Genomic DNA, 26,995 nt, shown 5'->3' with positions numbered 1-26,995 from the left:
CATGGGGGCCTACGGCCCCATGGGCGGGCAGACGCGCCAGGATCACCAGCTAGGGAATCTCCAGCAGCAGAGCCTCCAGGCCCAGGCCGCGCACAACGTCGCCCGCCAGCGGATGCAAGACGAAGTCCAGCAACAGCAGATCCGCTGGGCGCAGTACCGGCGCACCCAGATGGGCATCATCAACAACCCTCGCTCGACGCTCGCCCAGGAGAACGAAGCCCGTCAGCGTCTGCGGGAGGGGTCGACGCTCTACCGGACGCGCACCGACAGCATCGACCGGGACTGGGATCTCCGCGAGAACAACTTCTCCGGGTCGATGGCGCGCATGAACGCGGACATGCGGCGTCTGCGCCAGCAGTCGGCGACGCAGACCACGATGAACCGCCTCGCGTTCGCGGGTCAGGTCACCGGCGCCGTGGTCGGGGCCGCGCGGTCGTACTACAGCGGAGGGTTCGAAGAGCAGCTCGGGCAGTACGAGCGCCGGATGAACCTGGCCGCGCCGGACTGGAGCGGCAGCGCCGGCACGCGGGCACGGTCCATGGGGCGCAATCTGAAGTCCAGCGGCGCCATGATGTGGGCCACCTCCAACGAGGATCTCTACAGCGGCGCGACCGACATCACGCTCCAGAGTGCTTCGTCTCAGGTCCAAAGGCAGCTCAGCCGCGCTTCTTCGGCCGCCTACATAACCCCCGGGCTCGGCGTGCAGGGCGGGGCTCAGCTCCAGAACGAACTCGGCACCGGGCAGGCGTTTTACGCCAGCCAGATGTTCGGCCTCACCCCGACGCGGCTCGCGGGTGGCAAGCAGAATTCCTCGGCGGCCATCGCCCTCAGTCTGGCGCAGCGGGTGAACGGCGGAGACTTCAGCAGCCTGTCGTCGAAGCAGCTCCATGACCAGCTCATGCAGGGCGGCTCGCTGTCGATGTCCCTGTCGAACTACGGCCGGGCTGCTGGGCTTTCGGGCCAGTCCCTGGAAGCAATGCGCAACCAGACGGAACTCCTGCGGAATCTCGTGAACCCGGAGAAGCAGGGGCTCAAGGGGCTCTCCTCGGAAAAGGCACTTCAGCTCATCGAAGACGCCGGCAAGCGCGGTGACTCGGGCGACACGGCGCGAGAGAAGATCAAGGACTACGCCCCGAGCGTCGGCGGCAGCTACCAGGACTCACAGCGCTACCTCCAGGGCCTCACCCGCGAAGGCCACCTGCCTGCAAGCGCGTCCTTCCTCGACGCGGCCCGCGCGAGCGCCGACACCCTCGCGGACATCAAGACGATCCTCCAGAAGGCGCTCGGCCCGTTCGCCGACTGGTTCGGCGGCCTCACCGGCGCCTACAAGGCCGGCGGGCCCGTCGGAGGCACCATCTCTCGCCTCAAGGACGCCGGGAAGGGCGGGGTATCCGGTTTCCAGAGCGGCTGGAATTCAGGACCCAACGTCTTCTTCGGCGACTCGGGCGAGGGAACCGACCAGTCGTCCTGGGCCAAATCCGCATGGAAGGGCATCTCAGGTCTGTTCGGCGGCGACTCCGGGACCCCCGAGTCCAAGCAGGGCGGGTCCGGGTCCAAGAAGTCCGACAAGGCCGGCGTCACTGGCGGCGGCGTCGCTGGCGCTATCAACTTCGCCCGCGCGCAAGTCGGTGACCGCTACGTCCTGGGCGCCGAAGGACCGAATGCGTGGGACTGCTCCAGCCTGATGCAGGCCGCCTTCGCGAAGGCCGGCGTGGGTCTGCCCCGCGTCACCTACGACCAGATCAAAAAGGGCGTCGAGGTCCCGATCGACGAAGTCCGGCCCGGCGACCTGGTGTTCTACAAAGACCTCTCACACGTGGGCCTTTACGCCGGAAACGGTCGGGTCATCGAGGCCGCGAATCCCGGCAAGGGCGTCGTCGAAGGCCCGATGTACAGCAAGTTCAAGCGGGCTCGGCGGGTCATGTCCGGCGGGATGGCGGCCACGGCGACCCTCTCGGGTGAGCAGAACGACCCCACAGCCAGCCAGAGTGGCAGCGGGGGCGGGGGCGGGCTCAACGTCTCCGGAGCGTACGGGTCGGTCGAGGAGGTTGACGCCCTCGCCGCTGCGCTTTCCGGCGGCGGTGGAGGCAGTGCCCAGAGCGTCAGCCGTACCCCCAGCGCGTCGCAGAACGAGGAGGCCGACACCGACACCGGCTCGGGAGGCAACGCGGGGCAGGACGCGCCGCACAACGTCCAGGCGAACGTGAAGCTGGGCAAGAAGATGGCCGCAGAGTACGGGTGGACCGGCGGCCAGTGGGACTCCCTGTACAAGCTGTGGATGGGTGAGTCCGGTTGGCGGCACTGGGCCGATAACCCGAACTCCGACGCCTACGGAATCCCGCAGGCCATGTCGAACATCCACAAGGAGACTGCCACCTCGGCCTGGCGCAACTCTCCGTCCAAGCAGATCTCTTGGGGCCTGAAGTACATCAAGGGCCGCTACGGGACTCCCAGCAAGGCGTGGTCCTTCTGGAACTCCAAGAATCCTCACTGGTACAAGGACGGCGCCTGGGAAGTCCCCGGGCAGCGCGGTGAGGGCGTGGACGCCAAACTGCACGGCGGCGAAATGGTGTTGGAGGCCAACGCGGCTCATACCGTCCGCCAGGCCCTGCTCAACCAGGGCCTCAACCCCAGCCCCGGCCAGGGCTCGAACTCCGCCGGCGGTACGGGCTCGGTGACTCTCTCCTTCGGCGCTGGTTCCGTCGTGGTGCAAATGCCCTCCGCCACTGCCGAGGGCGCCAAGTCCGCCGCGTCGTCCTTCGTCAGCTATGTGGCAGCCGACGACCGGATCAAGTCCCTGATGGGAGGCTGGTGATGGCGGACAAGAAGTCCGAAGGGGCGGTTAATCTCCCGGGCAAGGGAATCTGGGAGAACAACTTCGACCCCCGAATTCAAAGCATCCCCTCGTATCTCCCCGGGGAGGCCGGCTCCAACTTCGGGCTCCAACGCGGCTACATGGTGACCGCGTTCCCGAAGACCAACACGGCCAAAGAGAACCGCTTCTACATGCTGAACTTCCTGTACAACCCGTCCACGGTCAGCGTGAACCACAGCACCGATGCGGCGAACCAGGTCATGCCCCCGTACACACGCTCTGACCTGGACACCGGCGTTCCTCTGGTCGCGGCCGGCGGCACGCTTTCCTTCGCCTTGCTCTTCGATCGAACCTACGAGATGTCGGACCCGACCAAATTCGGCACGATCGAGGGCACGTACGGCGTGATGGCCGATATCCACGTGCTGTACAACCTGGTCGGAATCAACACCTCCCAGGAGGCACAGGCCACGGACGGGGAGGACGCGGCGACCTCCGGGAGCGTCATCGGCATCATGCAGATGAGCCCGGTGTGGTGTCGATTCGGGCAAGCCCGACACTCCTTCAAAGACAAACTGCCGGGCCTTTCCCGTATGGAGTACTTCGGGTACGTCAACAACATCGGGATTACCTACACGCATTTTTCGCAGCGTATGACGCCAGTGCGGTGCGCTGTCGATATCAGCATGACGCTCATGTCGTCGTACGGGTGGGTGTAAGGAGAGAGCAGTGGCCATTTCCCGAACCTCGCGCTACCAGCGCAACTCAACGGCGCTCGTGCCCGACCGCAACGGCCAGCTCCAACTCGCGGTCCTGCAACGCCCGCCGGCTGACCAGTCCCTGCGCGTGTCCGACTACCGGTGGCGCGCGGCCGAGCGGGTCGATGCGGTGGCGGCGCAGTACTACGGCAGCGAGACGTCCTGGTGGATGTACGCCGAGGCCAACCCCCGGGTTCTGGACTGGACGCAGCCGCCGGCCGGCCTTCAGATCATGGTGCCCCGTGGCGTGGCGTAACACCTACCGTCCCCACCTGACGGCGGCGGAGCCGACCCTGGAGCGCGGGGCGTGGGTGTCGAGCTTCGAGCTGTACCAGGCCGAGAACGCGCACCAGGTGGCGGAGCTGACGGTGATGCACACCTACAACCCGGCGATGCCCTCGCAGCAGTGGCGCACACCGGCAGGGTCAGTGTGGGCGGAGAACACCCCCGTCCGCCTGCGGTTCGGCTGGTGGTCGGACGACAGCGCAGATTGGTACGGCTACGTCGCCTCCTCCCGCGTCCTGGCCAGCGAGACCGACCCCCGCTTCGGACACGCCGTGCAAATTCCGGTGGTCTACACCCTCACCGGCACGTCCATGCTGACGCAGACCCGGCGCAACCGGACGTGGCGCGACACCAGCGCGAGCGCCATCGCCCGCACGGTGGCCGCCGAGTACAGCCTCCAGCCCCGCGTGGACGGCTCCTCCGTCATCTTCGCCCAGCAGATGCAGTCGATGAGCGACTGGCAGTTCCTGTGCGACGTGGCAGACCAGATCGGCTACCGCGTCTACGTGGACGGCACCGTGCTGTGGTTCGTCAACCGCGAGACGGTCATGCCGGCCTCCGACCGAAGCGTGCCGTTGGTTCGCATGACCAAGGCCCCGGGAGCCATCGACACCCTGCGCGAGTTCTCCGCCATCCTCGGCGACACAGACCCCGCAGGCGGTGTCCGCGCCCGGTACCGGGCAGTGGCCTACAACCGCACCTCTAGCGTCCTCACGCCGGCCTCCTACTCCCAGACCCGGACGACGCTGCACGGCCAGCAGGTGGCCGCCGTCCTGGACCGGCAGTACGCCGACCGGCCGGCCGCGTCCTACAACCAGGCGAGCCGACTACTGGCCGCCGAGTCGGACTGGCTGTGGGTCGAGGCCCGAGCCGTCACCAACGGCGACCCACGCCTGCGGCCCGGCTCCGTGGTCGACGTCCAGGGCGACGCGGTCGGGGAGAGCAACCTCGGCCTGTGGATGGTCCGCTCCGCCGTGCACAAGATCAACGTGAACCTGCTCTACCCGCAGAAGACGACCTACACCGCCACACTCGTGCTGGGCCGCAACGACGCCCGGAAGCTGGACCTGAAGGTGCAGCAGCCCCCTGTCAACCCGGCGCCGACCGTGCTCGTCAACGGGCGCTGGCGGGCCGCGTACACCGGAGGGCTCTCGTGATCCCTCTGTACGGCACCTACAGCGGCATCGTGGTCTCCACCCAGGACCCGCAAAATCGCGGCCGGGTACGCCTGCGAATCCCCCAGATCATGGGCACCGCCGTGAGCGGCTGGGCGGAGTCGGCCACTATCGGCGCGGCACTCCCGGGTGACCAGGTCTACGTCACCTTCGACGGCGGAGACCGCAACCACCCCATCTACTGGCCGCGCCTTCGGCCAGCAGTACCCGGCATCTGGACACCGCTGGCCCTGGAATCCGGGTGGGTGCCTTCCTCTGCCGGCTCGCCGGTCTACCGGGTCACGCAGGACGGCATGGTCGAGCTGTCCGGGTCCGTGGAAAACCCCAGCGCCATCGGCACCGGCGTGGTCGTGAAGTTCGCGAGTCTGCCTCTGGGCATACGCCCCGTCGAACCGCACCGCGCCACGACGGCCACGATCTACCGCACGGCGTACAACTCCAAGACGGTCTACGGCGAGTTCCGGACCACCTCGTCGACCACGAGCGCGGCCTACGTCACCGACGCCAACGGCCCGAGCATCACCTTCATCGCGTCGGCCTCGGGACAGGCCGTGGTCGTCTTCGGCGCCATGATGCAGAACACCACCGCAACGGGCCGCTGCCTGATGAGCGTCCGTTGCCTCCAAGGGGCGACGGTCCTGGCCGAGGGCGACGACAATCGCGCCGCAGAACTCCAAGGCACGAATAACACCTCCGCCTCGAACTCACGCCAACTCACCGGCTTGACCCCGGGGGCCACGTGCACCGTGACGGCCGTGTATCGAACAGAGGGCGCCAGTTCGTCTGCCGCGTTCGACAACAAATGGATTGTCGTCATTCCGGTCGGCCAGCACGATACTCCGGCAGCACGCATCACGATGGAAACCAACGGCGACCTCATGGCGCTTTTCCCCGGCGGAGCAGCGCCCACCTACGACATGTCACTGACCGGAATCCGCGCCCGAATAATCTGAGGAGAAGGCAGTGGCCTACCAGAACTTCCGCTACCTGGCTGCCGACAGAGTCCTCGGCATCGACTACGCCATCAAGAACCGCTACGGCAGCGGCACCTACCTGCTGCACGCGGCCATTCACGGCGGCGGCATTGAACCGCCCACGTCGCAGCTCGCCGCGTACGCTGCCGGTGACACTGGCGCCTGGTACTCGTTCGAGGGCTTGAACGACCTGACAGCCGAGAACCTCGCGCTGTCGGCAACCGCATTCGACGAGCCGTTCTGCGTCGTGAACACGGGCAACTCCAGCCGTACCGTGGTCTGGCACGGCGTGGGCGACCAGCGGGAAGCCGAGAAGGTCACCTACATCAGCGGCGCTGACCCTGTTCTGGCCTCGCTGATCGTGCAGGAACTCAACGCGTCCGGATTCGAGACCGACCGCGCCCCGGTGAGCTTCGCTGGCGACGACCCGCAGAACATCTGCAACCGCAACAGGCCGAGGGCTGGCGTCCAGCTCGACCTCTCTCTCACGCTGCGCAAGTCCTTCTACGCGGGCGGAGATCTGTCCGCCGCAGCCATCGCCCTGCCCGAGAACCGGCTGCCCGACTTCTTCGCGTACGGCGACGCCATCCGCCGGGCATGCGCCCTGGTGCCGCTCGACAGCGACACCGACGACGTCCTGCCGGTCATCACCCAGCCGCGCACCCCCGACGACCAGGCCGTGTCCATCGCCATGCGGACCCCATTCGCCATCGACCACTCCGGTGGCGTCTCAGCCACCACCGACGAGCGCGAGCAGCTCCTGGACCGCGTCCATGCCCTGGTCGGCACGCTGCCCGGGGAGCGGGCGATGCGGTCCACCTATGGCGTCCCCACCTCGGCTGCACTGTTCGCCGTCAACCCCGAGGTCGCCAACGACCAGCTCCAGCGCGCGGTCATCGACGCCGTCGCCCAGTTCGAGCCCTCGGCCGTGGTCTCCGCCATCGTGGCCGACGTCAACGAGGCCCTGGGCTCCGTCAACGTCAACGTCCAGGTGAGCCGCGCGGACGTCCCCGGGGCCGAGCGCGACAACACACGAACGGTCGGCGTCCTGGTCGGCGGCACGGTGATTTCCACGCCAGAGTAATTAACGGGCACCCTGCCCATCTCCGTAGAATCCCCGTATTAGACCAGCACTCATTTCTCATTCGGTTCCGCTGGAGGTACCGGAAGGGAAGTGTATGCCGTGGCAGTCGACAGCGGAGCCGTAACGCAGATCGACTACACCTCGCGTGATTTCACCGGCTACCGGGACTCGCTGCTTCAGTACGCGACGCAGATCCTGCCGGAATGGACGTCACGGTCTCCCGCCGATTTCGGCGTGGTGATGGTCGAGCTTTTCGCCTACATGGGTGACATCATTTCCTTCTACCAGGACCGGATCGCTGACGAGTCATTCCTGGCCACCGCTACCCAGCGCTCCAGCGTCGTGGCCATCGCGCAGCAGCTCGGCTACCAGCCGCACCCCGCGATCCCGGCCACCGGCCAGGTCGCCTTCTCCCCGGCGCCCGGCCTGGTGTCCCCGGTGACGCTGGACATCGGCACACAGGTGATCACCGAGTACATCCCGAGCCTGGACCGCCCGGTCACCTACGAGCTGGCCTCCGCCGTCACCGTGCCGGCCTACACCACCCCCGTGCCCCAGATCGTCGGCCTGGTCGTCGAAGGCGTGACCCAGGGCGACCGCAGCCTGGTGCTCTACCCCTCGACGTCCGGCGACCCGGGCTCGACTGTCCGCGTCGAGGACATCGGCACGAGCGACGGCACGAAGAGCCAGGTCTTCGCCCTCGCCCAGACACCGGTCCTCCTGGACACCGTGAGGATCTTCCTCGACGACGGCGTGGGCGGCACGGAGTGGACCCGCGTACGGGACTTCCTTCTCGTCCGCGACAGCGACCTCGTTTTCACCGCCGAGACCGACGACCAGGGCGTCACCCGTGTGACCTTCGGCGACGGAACCAATGGCGCGCTGCCGGCCACCGGCATCAAGCTCGCCGCCGCGTACCGCACGGGCGGCGGCTCCTACGGCAACGTGCCCCAGGGCTCCATCATCGACCTCGCCGACGCCCTGCCCGGCGTGGTTGTGGCCGGCTCGGCACCGATGGCCGGCGGAGCAGACGTTGAGCCAACCGACCAGATCCGCGAGAACGCGCCCAGGCTCTTCCGCACCCAGGGTCGCGCGGTCTCCGCCCAGGACTACGCCGACCTCGCCCTGGCCGTCGCCGGGGTCGCCGACGCCCGTGCCGTGGTCCGCTCGGCCAGCGCCGTAACGATCTATGTCATCGGCCCCAACAACATCCTCCCGTCGGAGGGGCAACGGGACGCGGTCGCTCAGTACGTGCAGGAGCGGGCTCTGTCCGGGGTCGTCGTCAACGTCGTCAACGGCTCCCTGATCCCGGTGAACATCGGCTCTACCGCGCTCCCGGTTCTGCTGTCCGTGCTGCCGCGCTACCGCCGCGACACCGTGAAGCTCGCCGTTCAGCGGGCGATTCAGGAAGCCTTCACGCCGCCCGAGACGACGTTCTCCTCCCGTATTTCCATCTCCCACCTCTACCGGGCCATTCAGGACGTCGCCGGCGTGGACTGGGTCGTCATTCAGCTCATGGCCCGCTCCGACCTCCCACAAAGCGGTACCGCTGACGTCATCTGCCGAGAAAACGAAATTCCCATCATCGGGAACATGGTCATTACCGCCAGCGGCGGAGTATAGGAGCGCACGCTATGCCTGCCGTCTACCCCATGTCGGTCAAGTCCTGGACTCCGAAAGTCGACCAAGTCGACACGATTTGGGCCGCGCATGTAAACGACATGCAGAACGAGTTGGCCGCCATTGAGAAGACGGTCGGCACCAACCCGCATGTCTGGACGGGATGGTCGCCGAGCGGCATCACTCCGTTGATCTGGCCGCCGCGTGCGGGCGCCATGACGCTCAAGACTCCGGCGCCCGTCTCGAACTTCGGCCAGAGCAAGACCTACGCGAGTGTCACCGACCGGCTCAAGGCACTTCAGCAGCAGACGACTTGGCTGACGCTGATGACACAGCTCCTCGTCGGGCAGTCCGGCACCAAGCCGAGCAAGCCGGCCGCCGCCGTAATCAGGGCCCCGGGAATGAAAGTCCCGGCCGGCGAGGGGAAATGGGTGCCCTTCAAATGGGGTGCTGCCGATTTCGACCCGAACCGGATGTACCAGGGCGGCTCGAACGTGGTGGCACCCATGACGGGATTCTGGGATGTCAGTGTCAACGTATGGGCTGACTCCACCGTTCGTCGCCCCAACGACCTGCATTTCGTGCACGTGCGGCTGATGCGCGGAAACGACGAGATCGCCGGCCAGGACTCGCTCATCGAGACCCAGACGTGGATCAGGCACCGAATCAACCTGTCGTGGCAGGGCCGCTGGAACGCCGGGATTCCCATGCAGGTCCAGGTCAGTCAACACGGCGCGTCCGACAACACCGTTGATGCCAACGCGACTATCAGCGTCTCCTTCGTCCGCGACCTGACGTGAGGTAACGCTATGGGTGTCTACCAGCTCGACATTTACGCCAAGACCCTTTACGGGGCACCACTTTTCGTGGCGTTCGACTCCAACATCACTGTGGAGCAACGCGGTTACGGTGCGCTGGAGGTGACGTGGGACACGCCGATTCAGGCTGCCGCGTCCCAGATCCTCGCCGGAGTGAAGGCGTGGACGAAGCTCCGTCTGGTGCGCAATAGCTACGGAATCCCGGACACGGAGGACGATGGGTGGGTTGTTCTGGAGACCCCCGCCGGCACGGACACCGGCACCTTTCTCGACGACACAACGGTGCCCGGTCAGGTCTACTACTACGGCGTTTTTGTTTCGACGGCTCCGGACACGTGGGATTCGACGGTCACCTACTACCCGGGTGATCTGGTCACCTACAACTCCAGTGTCTACATCGCCATCAAGGCTGGCCCCAGCAGTGCCCCCGACCTGAATCCGACGTACTGGAGCCTGTCCTCGATCAGCGAGCAGTGGATGCGCTGCGGCGGCGGAGTGGGCCTTGCGGTCCGGGAGTTCGGGAACAGTCTCCTGCTGTATGACAACATTCCTCGCCCCTACAAAGTAGAGACGGTCGAATCAACCGCGTCGAGCATTCCCGTCAATGAGCAACTCGCCCGTTTTTGCAGGCTGTTCGGGTACTTCTTCGATGTAATGAAGTGCGAGAACGACCAACTCTTGCGCCTCAACAACGTCCTGCGGTGCACCGACCGGCAAATCACCTTGCTGGCACAGCAGATGGGGATCGCCGACCGGCTGCCGACCCTGCCGGAACTTCGCCGCACCTACGTCCGTGACGCAGCCCTGATCCAGCGCGACCGGGGCAGCACCGCCTCAACTGCCGCGCTGGTGAAGGCGATTACCGGCTGGGACGCGGACGTGTCGATCGGGTACAACGAGCTGCACGACCTTGACGAATCCTCGTTCGCCAGCCCCACCTACCCGGCCTGGAAACGGGACACCGTCTACTCGACTACGGCCGGCTCCCAGCTCTACTCCGACATCGTCCAGTACAACGGCGAGCTGTACGCAGCGATCGGCACTCCGCGCCGTGAGTCGGCGTACCTCTCGTATACCGGCTCCAACCCGACGCGGACCGGTACGGGCACCATCGTGCGCGACCCCGACCGGGTGGCCGACCCCTACCCGGGCTACGTCCACCTCGACAACGCCGCCGTCGGCGACATCCTCACCTTCACCTTCAACGCCGCGAGCGGCGGAGCAGGGTTCTACAACGTGCTCCTGGTCGCGGTCGCCGACCCAGCCGGCGGCATCGTCACCGCCAAGGTCAACGGGGTCGCCGCGACGATGCCGGCGCTCGACCTCTACAGCCCCACCCGGCAGCTCATCCCGATTCAGCTCGTCGGAAACTTCAACCTGACGGCGACCGGCAACACCCTGGCCTTGACGGTGACCGGGAGAAACGCGCTCTCGACGGGCTACGGCATCACCGCGAGCTATTGGATGCTGCAAGGCGGCGGCATCAACCTCAACATCCCGCCCACGGGAGACGCGCTGTCCGCCACGTACTGGCAGGCCCTGACCCCCAACACCCTCCAGGACACCCTCACCGAGGCCAACCCGCTCACAGGTGGCTACGGGAGCTGGAACCTGACTACCAACGGCGCCATCAACCCGGACGTGTCGTCCGGGGTGAGCCCGGACTGGTGGGTCTCCCCCCAGGGGGCGCGCTCGGGAACCAGCAGCCCAGGGACGGGCAATGCGCTCAACTACACCGCCAAGACGACCGCTGGCACCCGCGAGGTCTACCTGTCAGGGCCGGTCAAGGCGTCCACATGGTCCTCCTCCGAGACGTACTTCCCCGGACAGGCGGTCATCTGGAACCCCCTGGGGTGGGCTAAGCCACCGGTCTACATGGCCAGGGCGCAGTCGGTCGGACGCCAGCCCGATCTCAACCCCGACAAGTGGACGTTCACGTCCTACACGGCGAACTCATCGCCTGAGCCGAGCCGGATCATCACGGACTCCGTCTACACACCGAAGGTGATCTCGTGGTCGGCCACCAAGGCGTACAAGCAGGGTGACCGCATTGCCTGGCGCGGGCACCTCTACGAAGCCGCTCTTCCCTCACTCGGCATTTTCCCGACGGGCTACAACACCGACAACCGGTGGTGGCGTTGGTGTGGCTTGAACTCGCAGCGGTATACCTTCTCGCTCTACCACAACCGGACGGCCACAGCCACGGGAGAAGACGTCCGGCTCTTTATCAACTTCTACAACTCCTACGGCGTCTTCGGCGGCACGGGCTTCCTTGGCTCGGACGCGCAACTCCTCTATGACCGCTTCGAGTTGCAGAACTACAGCTACCCGCAGTCCACCGGAAGCGCCCCGGCAGGGTACGTGACACCCGCCGCCGGCCAGATGGGCGTGCCTATCCCGTGGAACGTCTCCTACGGCACCTGGGAGAACGCGCGGGGGGTTGTCCGACCCACCGGTTGGAACGCGGGTGCCGGCGCGAACGAGAAGAAGGCCGGCCGGGTTCTGTGGTTCAACCGAGTCTGGGTCTACGACCCTGTGCCGGCGGGCCACCAGGGCGAGCAGGCGTACGTGACTTACATGTCGGCCCCGGACGACAGCGCCGGGACGATGGAGCACGGCGTCGTCTTCCGGTACAGCTCGACGGCGTACTGGCTCGCCTCCCGGGACCGGCTGACGTACACCACCCTCACGCTGTCCGGCTCCACGGTCACGGCTGTCACGGTCGCGGTGGTCGCCACCTGGACGCCCGTGCAATCCGGTGAGCGCTTTCGTGTGCGTAACCGCGCGGCGGACATTCTCGTCGAGTCGCGGATTCCCGGGCAGAGCTGGCGCACCCTCGCGACGGTCAGCGACACACGCAACAACACCGCCTTCGGCTGGGGTCTGCTGGAAAGGGTCCGCTCATGACTGTCCCCATTCCTGTGTCCTTCGCGGGGACGAGCGTCGGCAATGGCGTCTTCGACCCGGCATTGCGGCTAATCACCCAGATATCCCTCGCGGGCACGAGCGTGGGAAACGGCACCTGCGTTCTCACGCAGTCCGATGTACCGGGCGCCTTCGCGGACTTCGCGGTGGTGCCCTACGGGCCCTCGGTCTATCCGGACCCGGCGTTCACCCACGTCACCTCGGGCGTGTACCGGCCGGGCGGGACCGGCGACACCGTCGGCCTGTGGAAGCGTCTCTCCCTCTCCGTGACAGTGCCCAACTCCGATTATGTTCCAGGGCCGTTGGGACGCATCTACGGCGTATTCGATCAGGCACGGCTCGGCGTCACCTCCTCGAACATGGCCGTGAACGAGACTCAGCAGCTCGCCTACGTGCAGTTCGAGAAGACCCCGCCGGGTCTGGACACCGACACCAACCAGTTCGGGTCCAATCTGTTCACGCTGGAGCAGGCGTCCTACGAGGGACGCATGCTGTACGAGCCCGTCGGCGGTGGCGGCGAGACCAGCTACATGACCTTCAGCCGCACGACCGAGCGTGCCTCCTGCGGCGCCTTCTCCGGGAAATTCGTCTACCAGTCACCTCCCCCGACGAACTCCTACACCGCCGTGCAGAACTTTGGGACCTACCCCAACCTCCTGGCCCGCCGGCAGACCTACGCCGACGTGAAGTACCGCGCTTTCACCACCGACGACGCACTTCCCGGAACGACTCCGAGCACCGATGTCGGCGGTACTCCGGTGGCGGCGCCGGCCACGCTCACGCTGCGTCCGCTCCAGGCGGCCTTCGTCCGGGTCGAGCCCGGGGTGACCTATCAGGCCCAGATCTCCGCCGCGACGGAAGTGGCCGGCCAGCAGTTCCAGTGCGCCATCCTGCGCTACGACGCCAGCTTCAACCTGATCGGCACCTACGCCGTCGGCTCCGCCGTCACCACGGCCGGCGGCTTCAAGTGGCAGCAGGCCAGCGCCCAGCTCCTTATGGAGGACACGGCTGTGTGGGCGGCAGTCGTCCCGCGCATCACCAGCGGTGGCGCGTCGCGGTTCGTGTTCTACGCCGACGAGCACCGCATCTGGATTCCCTCGACCCTGTCGACGAAGAAGAACGGCGCGAGCCCGGCACGGACCTGGCAGGCCCCGCGCCAACTCGTGCTCAAGCTGCGGGCGACGCGGCTGAACTACGTCAAGAACCCGAGTTTCCAGAACAGCGTGTGGGGGTGGAACCAGGTCAAGGACGCCAGCCTGACCGCCGCGCTCACTCTGGTCTCAGGCGGCGGCATCGTGGGAAATGCCGCGTCCTTCAGTATCACCACGGCGCCGACCGCCACGTTGGTCAACGGCCTGTCCCCGCGCACTGGTGTGACGACCGTGACCGGCCAGAGCGCTCTCATCAGCCGTCTCAAGCCGTCCACGGTGTACACCGCGTCGCTGTACGTGAAGCCGGTCGCCTCCTCCGTGCCCATCACCATCTGGGCCCACAACGGCGACCAGCTCGTGCGCGGCACGAGCAGCCCGATTTTCGACCCGACCGGAAACGTCACCTGGTACCGGCTTGCGGTCACCTTCAAGACGAGCCCGACCTTCGGCGGCGACGGCGCGATCAGTCTCGGCTACGCGGCGGACGATGTCGCCTCGGTGTACAGCGCCGTTCAGCCCGGCACCAGCGACGCCGTGTGGGCCGAGGTCGACCAGGCCCCGGTCGCCGAGCCGAACTGGTCGCAGAGCATCCCGTACACCGCCAGCGCGCGAGTGCAGTACAACGGGCTGCTGTGGGAGTCGGTCGTAGCGAATGGCCCGTACGCGAACGTCGGCCCGCTCACCTTCTACTACGACCATTTCCTGCTGGAAGAAGCGGACAAGGTCGCCCCGTATTTCGACGGCAATAATCCGAGCGGCGATTACATGTGGGAGGGCACCCCCGGCGACTCCCGTTCTCACTATTACCGGGGAAAAAGAGTCAATCAGTACCGTCTCGATCAGATCATCCAGCGCCAACTCGGCGTGGGCGCCTCGTACCGGATTGTGTACGCGAGCGCCCCCTGATGCAGGGGCCCTCATGACACATCTGATCGTGCTCGCTCTAGCCACGTTCTTCGCCTGGGAATGCGTCCTGCTTCCCCTGGTCCGCCCGCTCTGCGACCTGCTACGTCTGCCCGACGTCGCCGCCGGATACCTGAAGTCCCTGACCGCCCTGGGCGCCGCACTGGCTCTCGACCATTGGGTGGACAGGGACTTCCTTCTGCCTATCGCGGCAGCTTCGCTCGCCGGAATGCTCACCATGCTGCGCCGTTCGAGTGAGACACAAAACATTTCAGCGATCGTCCGTGGCAGGGCCAGACGAGGTATGCCAATGCCGGGTCCTTAGAGGTCAGCGGGGGTGTCTCACTCTCTCGGGCCAATTTGCGCCGCCAGAGTGGATTCACCAGAAACGGTCACGACACCCCTATTTTCCGGCAGGTATGGAAGGCAACATCGCTGTCGTTCAGCACATCAACCCATGTGAGGAAAATATGCCTACTGGGAAGCGCCCGGTAACGCTCGGAATCTTCGGCTCCGGCGACGTATCCCCGGAGTTGGTCTGCGACTCCCTCAACGACCAGTTCGCCTTCGGGCCGGAGGACGGCGAGGGGTACTTCGCCCCCTCCGAGGAATATGACCTGACCGTGTTCCTGCCCGCCGGAGGTTCCGCCACTTCCGAGGGTGTCCACCGTGTGTGGGAGTGGGCCATCCGCTGCGAGCTGCCCTACAAGGTCATCTGGGACGAGACCGGCAACGGCCACACAGTCGACGTGCTGGGCAACGTCGAGTCCGCCGAGGACGACATCGCCATCGTCGACGACATCGGCGTGGCACTCGTCGAGCAGCTCAGCAAGGGCGAGAACCCGATGCTGTTGGTGCTCTCGGCGGAAGGGCAGCAGTTCGACGCAGCCACGGCCGACGTCGCCGCCGCCGCGCTGCGCGCCGAGATCCCCGTGCACGACCTCTCCCGCGCGCTGCTGGAGGTCACCTGGCACCACCTGCCGGACCACACACCGCCGGAGACGCCGGCCGTCGCGACCGAGGCCGGCGGGCAGATGGCGCTCGCGATCGTCTCCGACGCCCCGGCCGTGACGCTCAGCGCCCAGGAGGCCGCCGCCCTCAACGGAGCCCTCACCCAGGCCGAGGAGCTGCTGGACACGATCGGCGGGGACCTGCTGACGCGGATCTCCGAGACGCGCGACTCCCTGGTCCACGGACGTTCCCTGCTCGCCCCCCGGCCGGAGAAATCCGTCGAGGACGGCGAGCCGAAGAAGACCCGCCTGGAGATTTTCGACCCCGAGAAGAACGAGTGGGTCCCCGCCGGGCGGGGCCGCCCGCCAAAGGGCGTCCAGAAGCGCCGCGTTCCGGCGTAACACACAGAAAGGCCCCGGCGGACCTTGACCGGATTCCGCCGGGGCCTGGCTCCTGATGGCCGCCACGCCATAACAACTGCATTCCCCGGGAGAATAGCATGCGCGATCACCTCCTCGAAGGCTCGGAAAATGGCAGCGAATTGCCTATTTCCGTGGAAGACATCCTCTGCCGGGTTCCCGCCCGTGCGCGGCTGGCCTACACATTCCTGGTGACCAACGCGGCGTCCCGCTACGACGCGGACACCGGCTGGTCCTGCGCGTACATCACTCAGCAGGCTCTCGCCGACGAGATGTACGTCTGCCTGCGCACCGCCACCCGCGCCATCCGAGACCTGCGAACGCACGGGCTCGTACGGGTTCTTGCCTGGCCCGGCGCTCGCACCGAAACCCAGGTTCGTATCGACTCGGTCGACATCTCCTCGCCTTTCGGCCCGGTTCAGGCCGCGCTCTCGCGCGCACCCAAGCGGCAGCTCGTCGACAAGGCAATCGCCCAACTCGTTGCCCAGAACCACGAATTGGAAGCTCTGGCGGCAGGCATCTGACGGAGTAACTCCGGTGACGCAGCAACTGACGCATCGAGCGCACGTATACGCGCTGAAGCACAAGCCCTAGCTCAAGCAAATAGCTAGGCAAATAGAAACCTACGGTTTCTATTAGCTGCCCACGAACGTTCGTTCGGGGCAGTTCTGGCCCGCCACACAGCCAGGAGAAACACATGGCACGCAAAAGCATTCACGACCCCGACGCCGAACTCGACGCCACGGCCATCGTCCAGAGGATGCTCCACGGCGACGAGGAGGCTCCCTCGGCGTCACAGACCGGCTGGACCCCGCCGGAGCACGGCCAGCGCCGTGAACGGCGCCCCAGGGGCCGCCACTACGGCCCCGACTCCATCCCCGGCCTCGCGGACTACTTCGCCTCCGCCTGCCCACCCCTGAGCTGGTCCGGCGGCCTGGAGATCGGCAACCGCCAGGCCCTCGTGCAGGTCTTCTCCGAGCTGCGGCGCGAAGCCGGCCTGACCCCCGACGACTGCCGCGCCCTGGTCGACCTCTACATCAGCCGCCTGGCCGGCCGCACCCCCAGCAAGCCGTACGTCTGGGACTTCAAGTGGCGCCGCTACCAGCTCCTGCGGGACCTGCGAGGCACCGGCCTCACCGTCACCGCCGAGGAGTACAGCACCTGGGAGCAGCCCGCCAAGAACGACCCGGCCGCCGACGACAGCTTCACCGCCTCCTGGGGGAGCGTCTGATGATCACCGCGCGCATGGACCCCGAGAAGGCCCGGTGGGTCGGCACTGGAATTCCGCCCCGCTTGAGGGGCCTGACCCTGAACGACGTCGAAGAAATGGGCGGGCAGACCGACGCCGTCAAGAAGGCCCGGCACTTCGTCAACGGCTACCGCGCCCAGCAGTCCCGGAACTGGCGCGGCTTCCCGACCAGTCCCAACGTCTACGGCCGAGGTCTGCTGTTCGCCGGCCACCCCGGAACCGGCAAGACGACTTTGGCAGCGGCCATCCTGTGCGAGCTGCGGCGCCGCTACGGAATCACTGTCTACTGCTCCCGCTACAGCGACCACATCGAGCGCGAGCGAAAACTTGTTCGTGCGGATCAAAACGTAGATCCCGAGCAGGTCTCCCGCTGGCAGTACGCCGTCGAACGTGTCCAGTGGGCCGACGCGGTGCTGCTCGATGACGTCGGCCACGAGCACTCCACGGACTCGAAGTTCGCCGAGGACACCCTGGAGAAGCTGCTGCGGCAGCGGTACGACGAGGGCCGCGTCACGCTCATCACGACCAACCTGCCCGGCGACGACTGGGCCGCCCGGTATTCGAAGGCCCTGCGGTCCTTCATGGACCAGTGCACCCGCCGGGAGATCTTCACCGGGGAATCGTTCCGCCGGGGCGACCAGTGATCGGCCGAGACCTCGACGACGCGCCGCTGCCGGCCGAGGTCTACGTCCTGTGGGAGGGACTGCTCGCCACCCCCAGCTCCCGGTTCAGCGTGAAGCGCTTCCACCGGCGGCTGCGCTGGCGCGGGCCCCGAGCGGCCTTGGCCCTCTACGAGACGAACAAGGCGGCCGTCCAGACCCTGTGGGACCTGTGGGAGCAGGACCAGCCGGTCGCGGTCGTCACCTACCTGCCCGTCGGGGTCGTCGCCGCGCTCGCGGACCGCCTGGACCGGGAGAGCGTCCCCAACACCCGGCTGGTCGTCTCGCAGCCCCGCGACATGAGCCGGCTCATCGCCCTGCTCAACGACGTCGCGCGGATCTTCCACGGCTTCCCCGAACACAACCTGCTGTACGGCCCCAAGGGTTTCCTCGTCCCCCCGCAGTCACCCGAACTCATGCGAGAGGTCCTGTAATGGGCGTTGACGCCATCCCCCTCATTTTCCCCGAGACCAACAAGCGCGTGAGAGTGCTCATGGTCGAGGGCGCCCCTTGGTGGGTGGCCCGCGACGTGTGCAACGTCCTCGAAATGGAGCGCCCCGACGCCGCTCTGCGCGGCCTCGACGACGACGAAAAGGGTGCTCAGACTGTGAGCACCCCCGGTGGCGACCAGCGCATGTCGGTCATCAACGAGTCCGGTCTCTACTCCATGGTGCTCCGCAGTCGGAAGGCCGAGGCCAGGGCTTTCAAGAAATGGATCACCAGCGAAGTCCTGCCGGAAATCCGGCGCACTGGCGGCTACGGCGCCGACCGGCCCGCGTTCGACACCCCCAAGACGTTCGGCGACGCGCTGCTCCTGGCCGCGCAGCAGTGGGAAGAACTTGAAGCCACGAAAAAGGAACTCGCCGCTGCCGCGCCGAAGGTCGAGGCCGCCGATGCGTACTTCGCGAGCGACAAGTTCCTCTTGGTCCGGGAGGCCGCGAAGCTGCTCGGGCTGAAGGAAAAGGGCCTGCGCATCCTCCTCATGGAGAAGGGCTGGATTTTCCGGCACAGGAACGCCTACGGGGACAGCTACTACGACGTCACCGCGAAGATCGCGGATTCGGGGCTGCTCGCCACGCGGGTCTACACGCGGATGGGCGACGACGGCGGCGCGCGGACCACCTACACCGTCTACATCACCCCCAAGGGCGTGGAGGCCCTGCGCAAGATCCTCCGCGATCTCGCCGACAGGAGAAACGTTCCTTCGATTCAGCACGGGCCCCCGACGCGAGTGACTCGCCCCCTTACGAACGGCGGTCTCTCCTGATGACCGACTACCGGCCGCCGGGAGCCTTCCGCCGCGAGACCGTTCAGCTCGTGCCGGACAAGGTCGGCAAGACCGCCCGGTTTCGCTCAGAGCTGGGGCTTGAGGGTTACGACTGCTTGCCGCTCGTCGGCTGGGCCGTCGTCGTGACGTTCGCGGAAGACGAGCTGCCGCGCATCACCGTCGAGCCGGTCGTGGACGACGACTGCCACGGCGCCATCGCGCTCGGCGACCTCGAAGAAGAGGTCGGTCCGCTGACGCTGCTGGAGATCGTGTGAGTCACCGTCACTACTGCCCCGATCTGGAGACCTGCAAGGACCGCGTCCCTTGCTGCCTTTGGACGGAGGGCGACTGCTGCTGCGACTACGAGGACCAGTGCCGTAAGCCGCCCGCCGCGAGGGCGCTGCCCGAGGAGGGCTCGTGAGCAGCATCGAAGAGGAGGTCATCTCCTACATCGCGCTGACCGGCGACCTTGACACCGTCGTCGGTCAGGCCGGCGGCATCACGGCCGAGCACTTCCTGGACCCCGAGACCCGCAAGGTGTTCTCGTCCATCCTCGCGTTCAAGGCCGACTTTGGTGAGCCGCCCACGCCGGAGGTAATCGGCCGCGACCACCCCAACTTCCCTTTCACTGAGGAGAGTTCGGGGCCTATCGAGTACCTGTTGCGGGAGCTGCACGAGCAGCGGCGCAGGACGATCATCGACCTGGGCATGGGCGCCGTCGGTGAGGCTCTCGACAAGGGTGGCTCCGAGGCCGCCCTGCCTCTCCTGCGGATGATGCTCGCGCACGCCACCACGGCCACGGCCGGCTCCCGCGAAGTCGACTACGCGGCCACCGGCGCCCAGCGACTGGACGTCTACCGCCAGGCCCGCGACAACCCGGGCGAGTTGTTGGGCATCCCTACCGGGTTTGCCTTCCTTGACGCGGTCACCCTCGGCATTCAGCCCCAGCAGATGATCGTGCTCACGGGCCTCGCGAAATCGTGCAAAACCACGGTGATGCTCGGTATGACGCGCTCCGCCTACGACTACGGCGCGAAGCCGCTTCTGGTGTCTTTCGAAATGCCTTACCAGGAGATCTCCCGAAGGCTGGACGGTTTCCTCGCCAAGGTCAACCCGAAGAAGTTGCAGACCGGGCAGCTCTCCGCCAAGGAATGGCGTCAGCTCGAAGCGGCTCTTACCGACCCTCTCGGCGAGCAGCCGTACATCGTCACCGAGGACCGCGCCGGCGCCATGACCATCGCCGGTCTCCAGACGAAAATCGACCAACTCGCGCCCAGCGTCCTGTTTGTGGACGGCGCATATTTTTTGTTCGACGAGATCAGCCGGGAAGCACAGACACCTCTCGCCCTCACCAACATTTCCCGGGGCCTGAAAAAACTCGCTCTGAACAATGACCTTCCGGTGGTCGTCACCACCCAGAGCCTCTCGCACAAGGTCGGCGCCAAGGGACTCACCGCGAGCAGCCTCGGCTACACCTCTGCCTGGGTCCAGGACGCGGACCTCGTCGTCGGCATGGAGGCAACGGACGAGGAGACGTTCTATCGGCTCAAGGTGCTCGCGAGCCGGAATGCCGCGCCCCAGGAGCACCTCATTTCGATCTCGTGGGACCCGCCACAGTTCGAGGAGGCCGAAGTTGAAACCGACCTCCCCTACTGAGTTCTGGGACAACCTCGCGGCGTTCGCCAACCCCGTCCCGCACGACATCCCGGGAGCCATGCGGGCACTGGGCATCGAGGTGCTGCGCGAGTTGAGCAAGCCCGACTCAACGGAGTATCTCGCCCACTGCCCCGCCCACCTCACCCTCACCGGCAAGCAGGACCGCCGGCCGAGTTTTTCGGTGAACTCCTCCACCGGCCTGCATCACTGCTTCTCCTGCGGCTACGCCGGCCCCTTCATCCAGCTCGTGGAAGACGGCCTCGGCTACAACCGCGTCGAGGCGTTCCAGTGGATCGCCCGGCACGGCGTGTACCGCACGGTCGAGGACAACGGCCCGGCCCCCGAAGCCGAAGAGACCGTCCGCGTCAACGAGGCATCGCTGGCCCTGTTCGTCCCCCCGCCAGCCAGGGCGTGCGAGCGGCGCGGCGTCACCCCCGAGGCGTGCCAGGACTTCGGCGTTCTGTGGGACCCCGAGACGCGGCACTGGATTCTCCCCATCCGCGACCCATTCACCGGGGAACTGTGGGGCTGGCAGGAAAAGGGCAAGCGCTACTTCCGCAACTACCCCACGGGCATCCACAAGTCGCTCACTCTCTTCGGCGACCTGACCTGGAGCGGCGACACCGCCCTGCTCCTGGAATCCCCGCTCGACACCGTCCGGGCCCACGCTCTCGGGATACCCGGCGCCTTCTCCAGCTTCGGCGCCTACGTCTCCGAAGCACAGATGCGGCTCCTCAAGGCCCGCTGCCGAAATCTCATTCTCGGCCTCGACAACGACACGGCCGGCCGCACATCCCGGGACAAGATCCACGGCCGCTGGAGGCCGCGCGGACTCCCCATGAAATTCCTCGACTACAGCCACACCCCAGCGAAAGACCTCGGGGACATGAGCGACGCCGACGCGCTGACCGCGTACGAGAACGCCCACCACCCCTGGCGCAGGAGGCGTTGATGTTCACCGGAGAACTGTTCCCGTACCAATACGACGCCGTCGACCGCGTCCTGTCCGACCGGCGTCTTCTCGTCGCGTACTCCATGGGCACCGGGAAGACCGTGCTCACCATCGCAGCGCTCGAAGAACTCTTCGGCCGGGGAGACATCCGCCGCTGCGTGGTCATGGTGCCTTCCAGCCTGAAGTGGCAGTGGGCACAGGCCATTGCCGCGTTCACCGACGCGCCCACGCGCACCATCACGCTGCGCGGCATGGACCTGGTCGTCCCGGCCGAGGACGTCTGCACCGTCATCAACGGCACGCCCAAACAGCGCTGGCAGCAGTGGCAGGCCGCGCAGCACGCGGACTACGTGATCGTGTCCTACGGTGCGGTCCTGCACGACTGGAAAGAGCTGTGTGCCCTGCCGGCCGACGCTCTCGTGCTCGACGAAGCCAGCGCCATCAAGAACTTCTCGGCCCAGACCACCAAGCGCGTCAAGAAACTCAAGCCGCCTATCCGGATTGCCCTTACAGGCACGCCAGTTGAGAACAGGCCCGAAGAAGTCTTCAGCATCATGGAGTGGGTCAACGCGAAAATCCTGGGCCGCTGGGACCTGTTCGAGAAGTCCTACATCAACCGCAACTTCTTCGGTGGGGTCTCCTCCTACAAGAATCTCGGGCTGCTCCACCAGAACCTGAGCCGCGCGATGATCCGGAAGTCCAGACTGGACCCCGAGGTCGCGAAGTACCTGCCCGCCGTCGCGGAGACCACACGGCATGTGCAGCTCGACAAGACCACCCGCTCCATCTACAAGGCCATCCTCGCCGACGTCCAGGCCGCTATGGACGAGCTGGCCGAGGCCGGCGGCGACTTCGACCTGGCGGCTTACTACGCCGGCGTCAAGCCGGACGGGGCCTTCGGCGCCCAGGGCAAGCTGATGGCCCGCCTCCAGGCGGCCCGGCTCCTGCTGGACCACCCGCAGCTCCTGATGGACTCCGCCGTGGCGTTCCACGAGGGCACGGGCGGTTCGCAGTACGCCGCAGAGTTCGCCGCCAGCCGCTACGACCTGCCGGACCTCCACTCCTCGCCGAAGCTCGCCGTCCTGGACGAGCTGGTGAGCACCATGCTGGCCGAGCCCGGCACCAAAGCCGCGATCTTCACCGACTACCGGAAGATGCTGCCGTACCTTTCCGAGCGCCTCGAAAAATACGGCGACCTGGTGCTCTTCCACGGGCAGCTCAACTCCGACGAGAAGGCCGCCGTCCTGGCCCGCTTCAAGACCGACCCGGAATGCCGGCTGTTCATCTCCACCAACGCGGGCGGGTACGGCTTGGATTTGCCGGAGGCCCAGTACCTCGTGAATTACGACCTGCCCTACTCAAACGGTGTTCTCGCTCAGCGAAACACCCGGCATGTCCGAGCCTCGTCAAAATTTGACCGCGTCCACGTCACCAGTCTTGTGGTCGAGGAGACCATTGAGGAACGCGTGCAGGCCACGCTTGCATTGCGTCAGAAACTGTCTCAGGCCGTGGTCGACGGGACTGGCGTCGGCGCCCTGGACATGGACGTCGAGTCGCTCGCCGAGCACATCGAAAATGCTGGCTGAGGCACTCGTTTGGCCGATTGGCCGGGATTTTTCAGACTCGTAGGGTTTTCGGACCGGAGCATTCCGAGTAGCTCCTTCCCCCGAGCACCGCCCTGGGAGCAATACGTGCCCGAAGAGAACCTCGACAGCACGGCTTCACCAGAATCCGAATCGAAGCCCGTCCCGTTCGACCCGGTCATTCCGACCTTCCGGGAATGGGCCCTGCTCAAGGCGCAGCAGACAGAACTCACCTCGCGGATGAACAAACTCCGCGACAAGGTCGTAGCCGCCGTCCAGACGCGCGGGTACGCCGATCACAAGGGGTCGCAGTACATCGACCTGCCTTTCCCCATCCCCGTCGGCGACAGCGAGTACATCCGCATCAAGCGGGAGCGCCGGGTCTCCATCGTCGCCGACATCGAAGCGGCGGAGAGCATCACCAAGCAACGCGGCGAGAGCGTCTACCGACGCGCTTTCCCGCCGGTCCCCACCCTCGACGCGGACGAGCTGTACGTCCTGCTCCAGGAAGGCGTGCTGACCGAAGAGGACATGGACCGAATCATGGTCCAGAAGGAGAGCTTCGCCTTCCGGGGACTCACGACGTGACCGGCATCGTCCCGCCCCGCCGGCCGCTCGACGTCTACCCGGGCACCCACCGGCCCATCGGCACTGTCCACCCCACCGAGGGCTACCGGGGCGGCGACGAGAGCCGCTGGGACGAGGACCCCGTCTACAAGAAGATCTCGGGTTTCTACCGGGAATTCTTCGCTATCTCGCACCTGGCCAACGCGCTCGGCCGAGCCCCGAAGACGATCTACAAGTGGGAAGCCAACGGCCTTTTCCCCGGGGCGACTTGGATCTACAACAGCGACTCGAAGAACGGCCGTCGGCGTCTGTATACCAGGCGGCAGATCGAGGGCGTCGTTCTCATCGCCTTCGAAGAAGGCGTCCTTTCCGGAGCCCAGCGCTTCCTCTCTCAGACCCAATTCCCCGAGCGCTGCCGCGAACTCTTCGTCAAGACGCGCGCCGCACTTCCCGAACCCGTCCAGGACTGGAGCTAGACCATGCCCGAATCCCGCACCTACGGCCGCCGCCGTCGCGCGCTTCCCGCCACCACATCCGCGACCGAGAAGGCCGGGTTCGAGGTCGGCAAGCGCGAGGCGGTCACCGGCCGCGTCGTGTCCACCGGCGCCGGCGGTCCGACCCAGATGGCCGGCTGGGACGCCATGGACAAGACCGCGTCCGCCTCCGGCAGCGACATGTACCTCAAGGTCACCGAGGAGGCCACCGTCATCAAGATCATCGGTGACGGCCCCTTCGACGTTTACAACTCCCACTGGATCGAGGAGATCGAGGACGGCTCCAAGAGCGTGCGCTGCTGGGGTACGCCCGACTGCCCGCTCTGCGTGGTCGGTGACAAGGCCAAGCGCTTCTCCGCGTGCTTCGACGTCATCTCCCTGGAAGACCCCGACAGCCCGGTCCTGAAGATCTGGGAGGCCGGGATCAAGATCGCCCGCCAGCTCAAGGACATCGCGACCGACGGCAAGCGCGGCCCGCTGAACAGGGGCGATCTGTACTTCACGATCAAGAAGGAGCAGAAGAAGAAGAGCGTCGAGTACACCCTGGAGCGCGTCAAAGAGCGCGATCTGTACGAGGAGTACGACGTCGAGCCCCTCTCCGACGAGGCCCTGGCGGCGTTCCTGGCCGAGGCCCACCAGTGGGGCGACGTGGTGAAGGAGAAGTTGGACGAGGACGCCATGGAGGAGGTCGTCGACCTCGTCATGGAGAGCTGAGCCCAGCCCCCGCCGACCGCCCGCCCCGGGTGAAGCCCACACCCCGGGGCGGGCCGCTTCTCGACTCCAGGGGACGTTCCGTGCACCAGCTCGTCACCACGACCGACCAACTCCATGACGTCATCGAGTACTTCGAGGCGCGCGACGGGTTCGCATTCGACGTCGAAACCTCTGGGCCGCACCGGGGCGTGCCGGCCGTCAACGAAGTCACCTGGCTTTCCCTGTCCACCGACGGCGCATGCTCGGTCATTCCGCTCGGCCACCCCAACGGCTACAACCTCCTGCGGAAAGCCACACGCAGGAAAAACAAGCAGACCGGCGAGTGGGAGCACCTCCCGGCGCTGTTCGACGAGCCCCCCAAGCAGCTTCGCCCCAGCCAGGTCTTCGGCGCGCTGGAGAACCTCTTCTTCTCCGACCGCACCAAGGTCGCCCACAACGCCCCTTTCGACCTGTTGAGCGTCGCCAAGTACTTCCCGGACCGTGGATTTCCGCCCCCGCCCTATGGGGACACCATCGTCGCCGCGTGGATGCTCAACGAGAACAGGCTCATCGGGCTCAAGGCTCTCGACCGCGAGCGGTACAACCTCGACTACGACCACGACGACACCGGAAAGTGCGTCGAGAAACACCCCTTCGGCCAGGTCCAGGAGTACGCGTGGCTCGACGGCCGCACCACCTGGCTCCAGTGGAAGGACATGCGGCCGAAGATCACGGCCGAGGGCCTGGAGGACATGTGGGCCCTGGAGATGGACGTCTTGCACTGTCTGCTCCACATGGGCAAGGGCGTCCCCGTCGACATCAGCGCCCTCAAGGAACTGCGCACCCGCCTGCGCGGCGAGATGGAGCACGCCGAAGCCGAGGTCTACAGGGCCGCCGGCAAGGTTTTCAACATCAACTCCACACCGCAAAAGCAGAAGATCCTCTATGAGGAGCAGGGTCTCAAGCCTCGGAAGCTGACCAAGAAAGGCGCCCCGTCCACGGACGCCGAAGCCCTGGAACCCTACAAAGGCCGCAACGATTTCGTCAGCGCCCTTCTCGGCTACCAGGACGTCAGCAAAATTCTCTCCACCTACGTGGAGGGGTACTTGGGAAATCCGGAAGAGGATAAGCCCACCCAGATCTTCAACGGTCGCATCCACCCCATGCTCAAACAATACGGGACCGTTACCGGCCGCTTCTCATGCTCAACCCCCAATGTGCAGAACTGGCCGAGGGCCGAAACGGTGTGGGGAAAAGCCATCCGTGACCTGGTCGACCCGATCCCGGGCTTCAAGCTCCTCGTCGCGGACTACGCCCAGATCGAGCAGCGCATTTTGGCGCACTTCGCAGGCAAGGGCGCTTTGTGGCAAGGGTTTTGGGACAACATCGACGCCCACACGGCCACCGCGAGCGCGGTCTTCGGTGTCGCCCCCGAGGACGTCACTAAGCAAATGCGCCAGGTCGCCAAAGCTATTGCCTTCGCGATCAATTACGGCGCAGGACCCCAAAAGGTGGCGGACATGTCGCACACCTCGCTGCGCCGCGCCAAGCAAATCCTCTCGACCCACGAGAAGCAGTTCCCGGAGGTCTACGCCTACAAGCGCAAGCTCCTGCGAACGGTCCGCTCTCGTCGGCCGGATCCGTACCTGCGTACCCTCCTCGGCCGCAAGCGGCGCCTGCCCGACCTGCTCAGCTACGACAACGGCCGCCGCGCCAAGGCCGAACGGCAGGTCGTCAACAGCCACATCCAGGGCTCCAACGCCGACATGACCAAGCTCGCCTTGACACGCCTCCACAAAAATCTGCTGCCGGACATGCAGATCCTCCTCACCGTGCACGACGAAATCGCCGCGATGTGCCCGGCCGATATCGCCGAAGAAGGCGCCAAGGTTCTGCACGAGGCAATGGCCGGCGAAGGAATGCAGCTCCTCTCCGTACCCGTCACCACGGACGTAAAAATCTGTGATCGCTGGTCTGAAGCGAAATAATTCCCCGAC

General features: G+C 66.1%; 26 protein-coding genes. All 26 read left to right on the top strand.

Annotation, left to right across the window (positions count from 1 at the left end; genetic code table 11):
• The first annotated feature begins 1 nt into the window (after nt 1).
• The 26 genes from OHT57_RS28075 to OHT57_RS27950 all read left to right on the top strand — a co-directional run bounded on the left by OHT57_RS28075 (nt 2) and on the right by OHT57_RS27950 (nt 26,986).
• Nucleotides 2-2,815: a C40 family peptidase gene (locus OHT57_RS28075; RefSeq protein ID WP_328749298.1), complete on the top strand. Its 2,814-nt coding sequence runs from the start codon at nt 2-4 to the stop codon at nt 2,813-2,815.
• Nucleotides 2,815-3,534 carry a hypothetical protein gene (locus OHT57_RS28070; RefSeq protein ID WP_328749297.1) on the top strand — a complete coding sequence of 240 codons (720 nt, stop codon included), beginning with the start codon at nt 2,815-2,817 and terminating at the stop codon, nt 3,532-3,534. Before OHT57_RS28075 ends, OHT57_RS28070 begins: the two co-directional genes overlap by 1 nt.
• Nucleotides 3,535-3,544: 10 nt before the next feature.
• Nucleotides 3,545-3,829, top strand: a complete 285-nt coding sequence (locus OHT57_RS28065) for a hypothetical protein (RefSeq protein ID WP_328749296.1) — start codon at nt 3,545-3,547, stop codon at nt 3,827-3,829.
• The gene (locus OHT57_RS28060) at nt 3,816-5,015 is read left to right on the top strand and encodes a phage late control D family protein (protein WP_328749295.1); all 1,200 of its coding nucleotides are present in this window, start codon (nt 3,816-3,818) and stop codon (nt 5,013-5,015) included. Before OHT57_RS28065 ends, OHT57_RS28060 begins: the two co-directional genes overlap by 14 nt.
• Nucleotides 5,012-5,986, top strand: coding sequence for a phage baseplate assembly protein V (locus tag OHT57_RS28055; protein WP_328749294.1), 975 nt, complete (start codon nt 5,012-5,014; stop codon nt 5,984-5,986). The genes OHT57_RS28060 and OHT57_RS28055 overlap by 4 nt, the downstream gene beginning before the upstream one ends.
• A 10-nt stretch (nt 5,987-5,996) precedes the next feature.
• Nucleotides 5,997-7,091: a poly-gamma-glutamate hydrolase family protein gene (locus OHT57_RS28050; protein WP_328749293.1), complete on the top strand. Its 1,095-nt coding sequence runs from the start codon at nt 5,997-5,999 to the stop codon at nt 7,089-7,091.
• A 99-nt stretch (nt 7,092-7,190) separates the two neighbouring features.
• On the top strand, nt 7,191-8,714 hold the full coding sequence (locus OHT57_RS28045; RefSeq protein ID WP_328749292.1) for a baseplate J/gp47 family protein: 1,524 nt from the start codon (nt 7,191-7,193) through the stop codon (nt 8,712-8,714).
• 11 nt (nt 8,715-8,725) lie between these two features.
• Nucleotides 8,726-9,511 (top strand): hypothetical protein, encoded by a 786-nt coding sequence (locus OHT57_RS28040; RefSeq protein ID WP_328749291.1) that lies wholly within the window; start codon nt 8,726-8,728, stop codon nt 9,509-9,511.
• Nucleotides 9,512-9,520: 9 nt separating this feature from the next.
• Nucleotides 9,521-12,436, top strand: coding sequence for a hypothetical protein (locus tag OHT57_RS28035; RefSeq protein ID WP_328749290.1), 2,916 nt, complete (start codon nt 9,521-9,523; stop codon nt 12,434-12,436).
• Nucleotides 12,433-14,511 carry a hypothetical protein gene (locus tag OHT57_RS28030; RefSeq protein ID WP_328749289.1) on the top strand — a complete coding sequence of 693 codons (2,079 nt, stop codon included), beginning with the start codon at nt 12,433-12,435 and terminating at the stop codon, nt 14,509-14,511. The genes OHT57_RS28035 and OHT57_RS28030 overlap by 4 nt, the downstream gene beginning before the upstream one ends.
• A gap of 13 nt (nt 14,512-14,524) precedes the next feature.
• Nucleotides 14,525-14,833 carry a hypothetical protein gene (locus OHT57_RS28025; protein WP_328749288.1) on the top strand — a complete coding sequence of 103 codons (309 nt, stop codon included), beginning with the start codon at nt 14,525-14,527 and terminating at the stop codon, nt 14,831-14,833.
• Between the two features lie 145 nt (nt 14,834-14,978).
• Nucleotides 14,979-15,860, top strand: coding sequence for a hypothetical protein (locus tag OHT57_RS28020; RefSeq protein ID WP_328749287.1), 882 nt, complete (start codon nt 14,979-14,981; stop codon nt 15,858-15,860).
• Between the two features lie 98 nt (nt 15,861-15,958).
• Entirely contained in the window at nt 15,959-16,402 is a 444-nt protein-coding gene (locus OHT57_RS28015) for a hypothetical protein (protein WP_328749286.1), read from the top strand.
• A gap of 173 nt (nt 16,403-16,575) precedes the next feature.
• Entirely contained in the window at nt 16,576-17,109 is a 534-nt protein-coding gene (locus OHT57_RS28010) for a hypothetical protein (RefSeq protein ID WP_328749285.1), read from the top strand.
• Nucleotides 17,109-17,771 (top strand): ATP-binding protein, encoded by a 663-nt coding sequence (locus OHT57_RS28005; protein ID WP_328749284.1) that lies wholly within the window; start codon nt 17,109-17,111, stop codon nt 17,769-17,771. Before OHT57_RS28010 ends, OHT57_RS28005 begins: the two co-directional genes overlap by 1 nt.
• Complete coding sequence (locus OHT57_RS28000) at nt 17,768-18,220, top strand: hypothetical protein (protein WP_328749283.1); 453 nt, start codon at nt 17,768-17,770, stop codon at nt 18,218-18,220. Before OHT57_RS28005 ends, OHT57_RS28000 begins: the two co-directional genes overlap by 4 nt.
• Nucleotides 18,220-19,053, top strand: a complete 834-nt coding sequence (locus OHT57_RS27995) for a BRO family protein (protein ID WP_328749282.1) — start codon at nt 18,220-18,222, stop codon at nt 19,051-19,053. Before OHT57_RS28000 ends, OHT57_RS27995 begins: the two co-directional genes overlap by 1 nt.
• Nucleotides 19,053-19,328: a hypothetical protein gene (locus OHT57_RS27990; protein WP_328749281.1), complete on the top strand. Its 276-nt coding sequence runs from the start codon at nt 19,053-19,055 to the stop codon at nt 19,326-19,328. Before OHT57_RS27995 ends, OHT57_RS27990 begins: the two co-directional genes overlap by 1 nt.
• Nucleotides 19,325-19,474, top strand: a complete 150-nt coding sequence (locus OHT57_RS27985) for a hypothetical protein (protein ID WP_328749280.1) — start codon at nt 19,325-19,327, stop codon at nt 19,472-19,474. The genes OHT57_RS27990 and OHT57_RS27985 overlap by 4 nt, the downstream gene beginning before the upstream one ends.
• On the top strand, nt 19,471-20,709 hold the full coding sequence (locus OHT57_RS27980) for a DnaB-like helicase C-terminal domain-containing protein (protein WP_328749279.1): 1,239 nt from the start codon (nt 19,471-19,473) through the stop codon (nt 20,707-20,709). Before OHT57_RS27985 ends, OHT57_RS27980 begins: the two co-directional genes overlap by 4 nt.
• Nucleotides 20,687-21,661 (top strand): CHC2 zinc finger domain-containing protein, encoded by a 975-nt coding sequence (locus OHT57_RS27975; RefSeq protein WP_328749278.1) that lies wholly within the window; start codon nt 20,687-20,689, stop codon nt 21,659-21,661. The genes OHT57_RS27980 and OHT57_RS27975 overlap by 23 nt, the downstream gene beginning before the upstream one ends.
• Nucleotides 21,661-23,247 (top strand): DEAD/DEAH box helicase, encoded by a 1,587-nt coding sequence (locus OHT57_RS27970; RefSeq protein WP_328749277.1) that lies wholly within the window; start codon nt 21,661-21,663, stop codon nt 23,245-23,247. The genes OHT57_RS27975 and OHT57_RS27970 overlap by 1 nt, the downstream gene beginning before the upstream one ends.
• Before the next feature lie 105 nt (nt 23,248-23,352).
• Nucleotides 23,353-23,832, top strand: coding sequence for a hypothetical protein (locus tag OHT57_RS27965; protein ID WP_328749276.1), 480 nt, complete (start codon nt 23,353-23,355; stop codon nt 23,830-23,832).
• Entirely contained in the window at nt 23,829-24,287 is a 459-nt protein-coding gene (locus tag OHT57_RS27960; protein ID WP_328749275.1) for a hypothetical protein, read from the top strand. Before OHT57_RS27965 ends, OHT57_RS27960 begins: the two co-directional genes overlap by 4 nt.
• A 3-nt stretch (nt 24,288-24,290) precedes the next feature.
• Nucleotides 24,291-25,019: a hypothetical protein gene (locus OHT57_RS27955; RefSeq protein WP_328749274.1), complete on the top strand. Its 729-nt coding sequence runs from the start codon at nt 24,291-24,293 to the stop codon at nt 25,017-25,019.
• 80 nt (nt 25,020-25,099) lie between these two features.
• Nucleotides 25,100-26,986 carry a DNA polymerase gene (locus OHT57_RS27950; RefSeq protein WP_328749273.1) on the top strand — a complete coding sequence of 629 codons (1,887 nt, stop codon included), beginning with the start codon at nt 25,100-25,102 and terminating at the stop codon, nt 26,984-26,986.
• Nucleotides 26,987-26,995 lie beyond the last annotated feature (9 nt).

Source organism: Streptomyces sp. NBC_00285 (genome assembly GCF_036174265.1).
In the GTDB taxonomy this organism is placed as follows: Bacteria; Actinomycetota; Actinomycetes; order Streptomycetales; family Streptomycetaceae; genus Streptomyces.
This window is presented reverse-complemented; position numbering and strand designations above follow the sequence as displayed.

Bases quoted from the DNA above. Each gene is read 5' to 3' on its own strand.
- OHT57_RS28075 (WP_328749298.1), top strand. From the start codon at position 2: ATGGGGGCCTACGGCCCCATGGGCGGGCAGACGCGCCAGGATCACCAG.
- OHT57_RS28070 (WP_328749297.1), top strand. From the start codon at position 2,815: ATGGCGGACAAGAAGTCCGAAGGGGCGGTTAATCTCCCGGGCAAGGGA.
- OHT57_RS28040 (WP_328749291.1), top strand. From the start codon at position 8,726: ATGCCTGCCGTCTACCCCATGTCGGTCAAGTCCTGGACTCCGAAAGTC.
- OHT57_RS28035 (WP_328749290.1), top strand. From the start codon at position 9,521: ATGGGTGTCTACCAGCTCGACATTTACGCCAAGACCCTTTACGGGGCA.
- OHT57_RS28030 (WP_328749289.1), top strand. From the start codon at position 12,433: ATGACTGTCCCCATTCCTGTGTCCTTCGCGGGGACGAGCGTCGGCAAT.
- OHT57_RS28025 (WP_328749288.1), top strand. From the start codon at position 14,525: ATGACACATCTGATCGTGCTCGCTCTAGCCACGTTCTTCGCCTGGGAA.
- OHT57_RS28020 (WP_328749287.1), top strand. From the start codon at position 14,979: ATGCCTACTGGGAAGCGCCCGGTAACGCTCGGAATCTTCGGCTCCGGC.
- OHT57_RS28015 (WP_328749286.1), top strand. From the start codon at position 15,959: ATGCGCGATCACCTCCTCGAAGGCTCGGAAAATGGCAGCGAATTGCCT.
- OHT57_RS28010 (WP_328749285.1), top strand. From the start codon at position 16,576: ATGGCACGCAAAAGCATTCACGACCCCGACGCCGAACTCGACGCCACG.
- OHT57_RS28005 (WP_328749284.1), top strand. From the start codon at position 17,109: ATGATCACCGCGCGCATGGACCCCGAGAAGGCCCGGTGGGTCGGCACT.
- OHT57_RS27995 (WP_328749282.1), top strand. From the start codon at position 18,220: ATGGGCGTTGACGCCATCCCCCTCATTTTCCCCGAGACCAACAAGCGC.
- OHT57_RS27990 (WP_328749281.1), top strand. From the start codon at position 19,053: ATGACCGACTACCGGCCGCCGGGAGCCTTCCGCCGCGAGACCGTTCAG.
- OHT57_RS27970 (WP_328749277.1), top strand. From the start codon at position 21,661: ATGTTCACCGGAGAACTGTTCCCGTACCAATACGACGCCGTCGACCGC.
- OHT57_RS27955 (WP_328749274.1), top strand. From the start codon at position 24,291: ATGCCCGAATCCCGCACCTACGGCCGCCGCCGTCGCGCGCTTCCCGCC.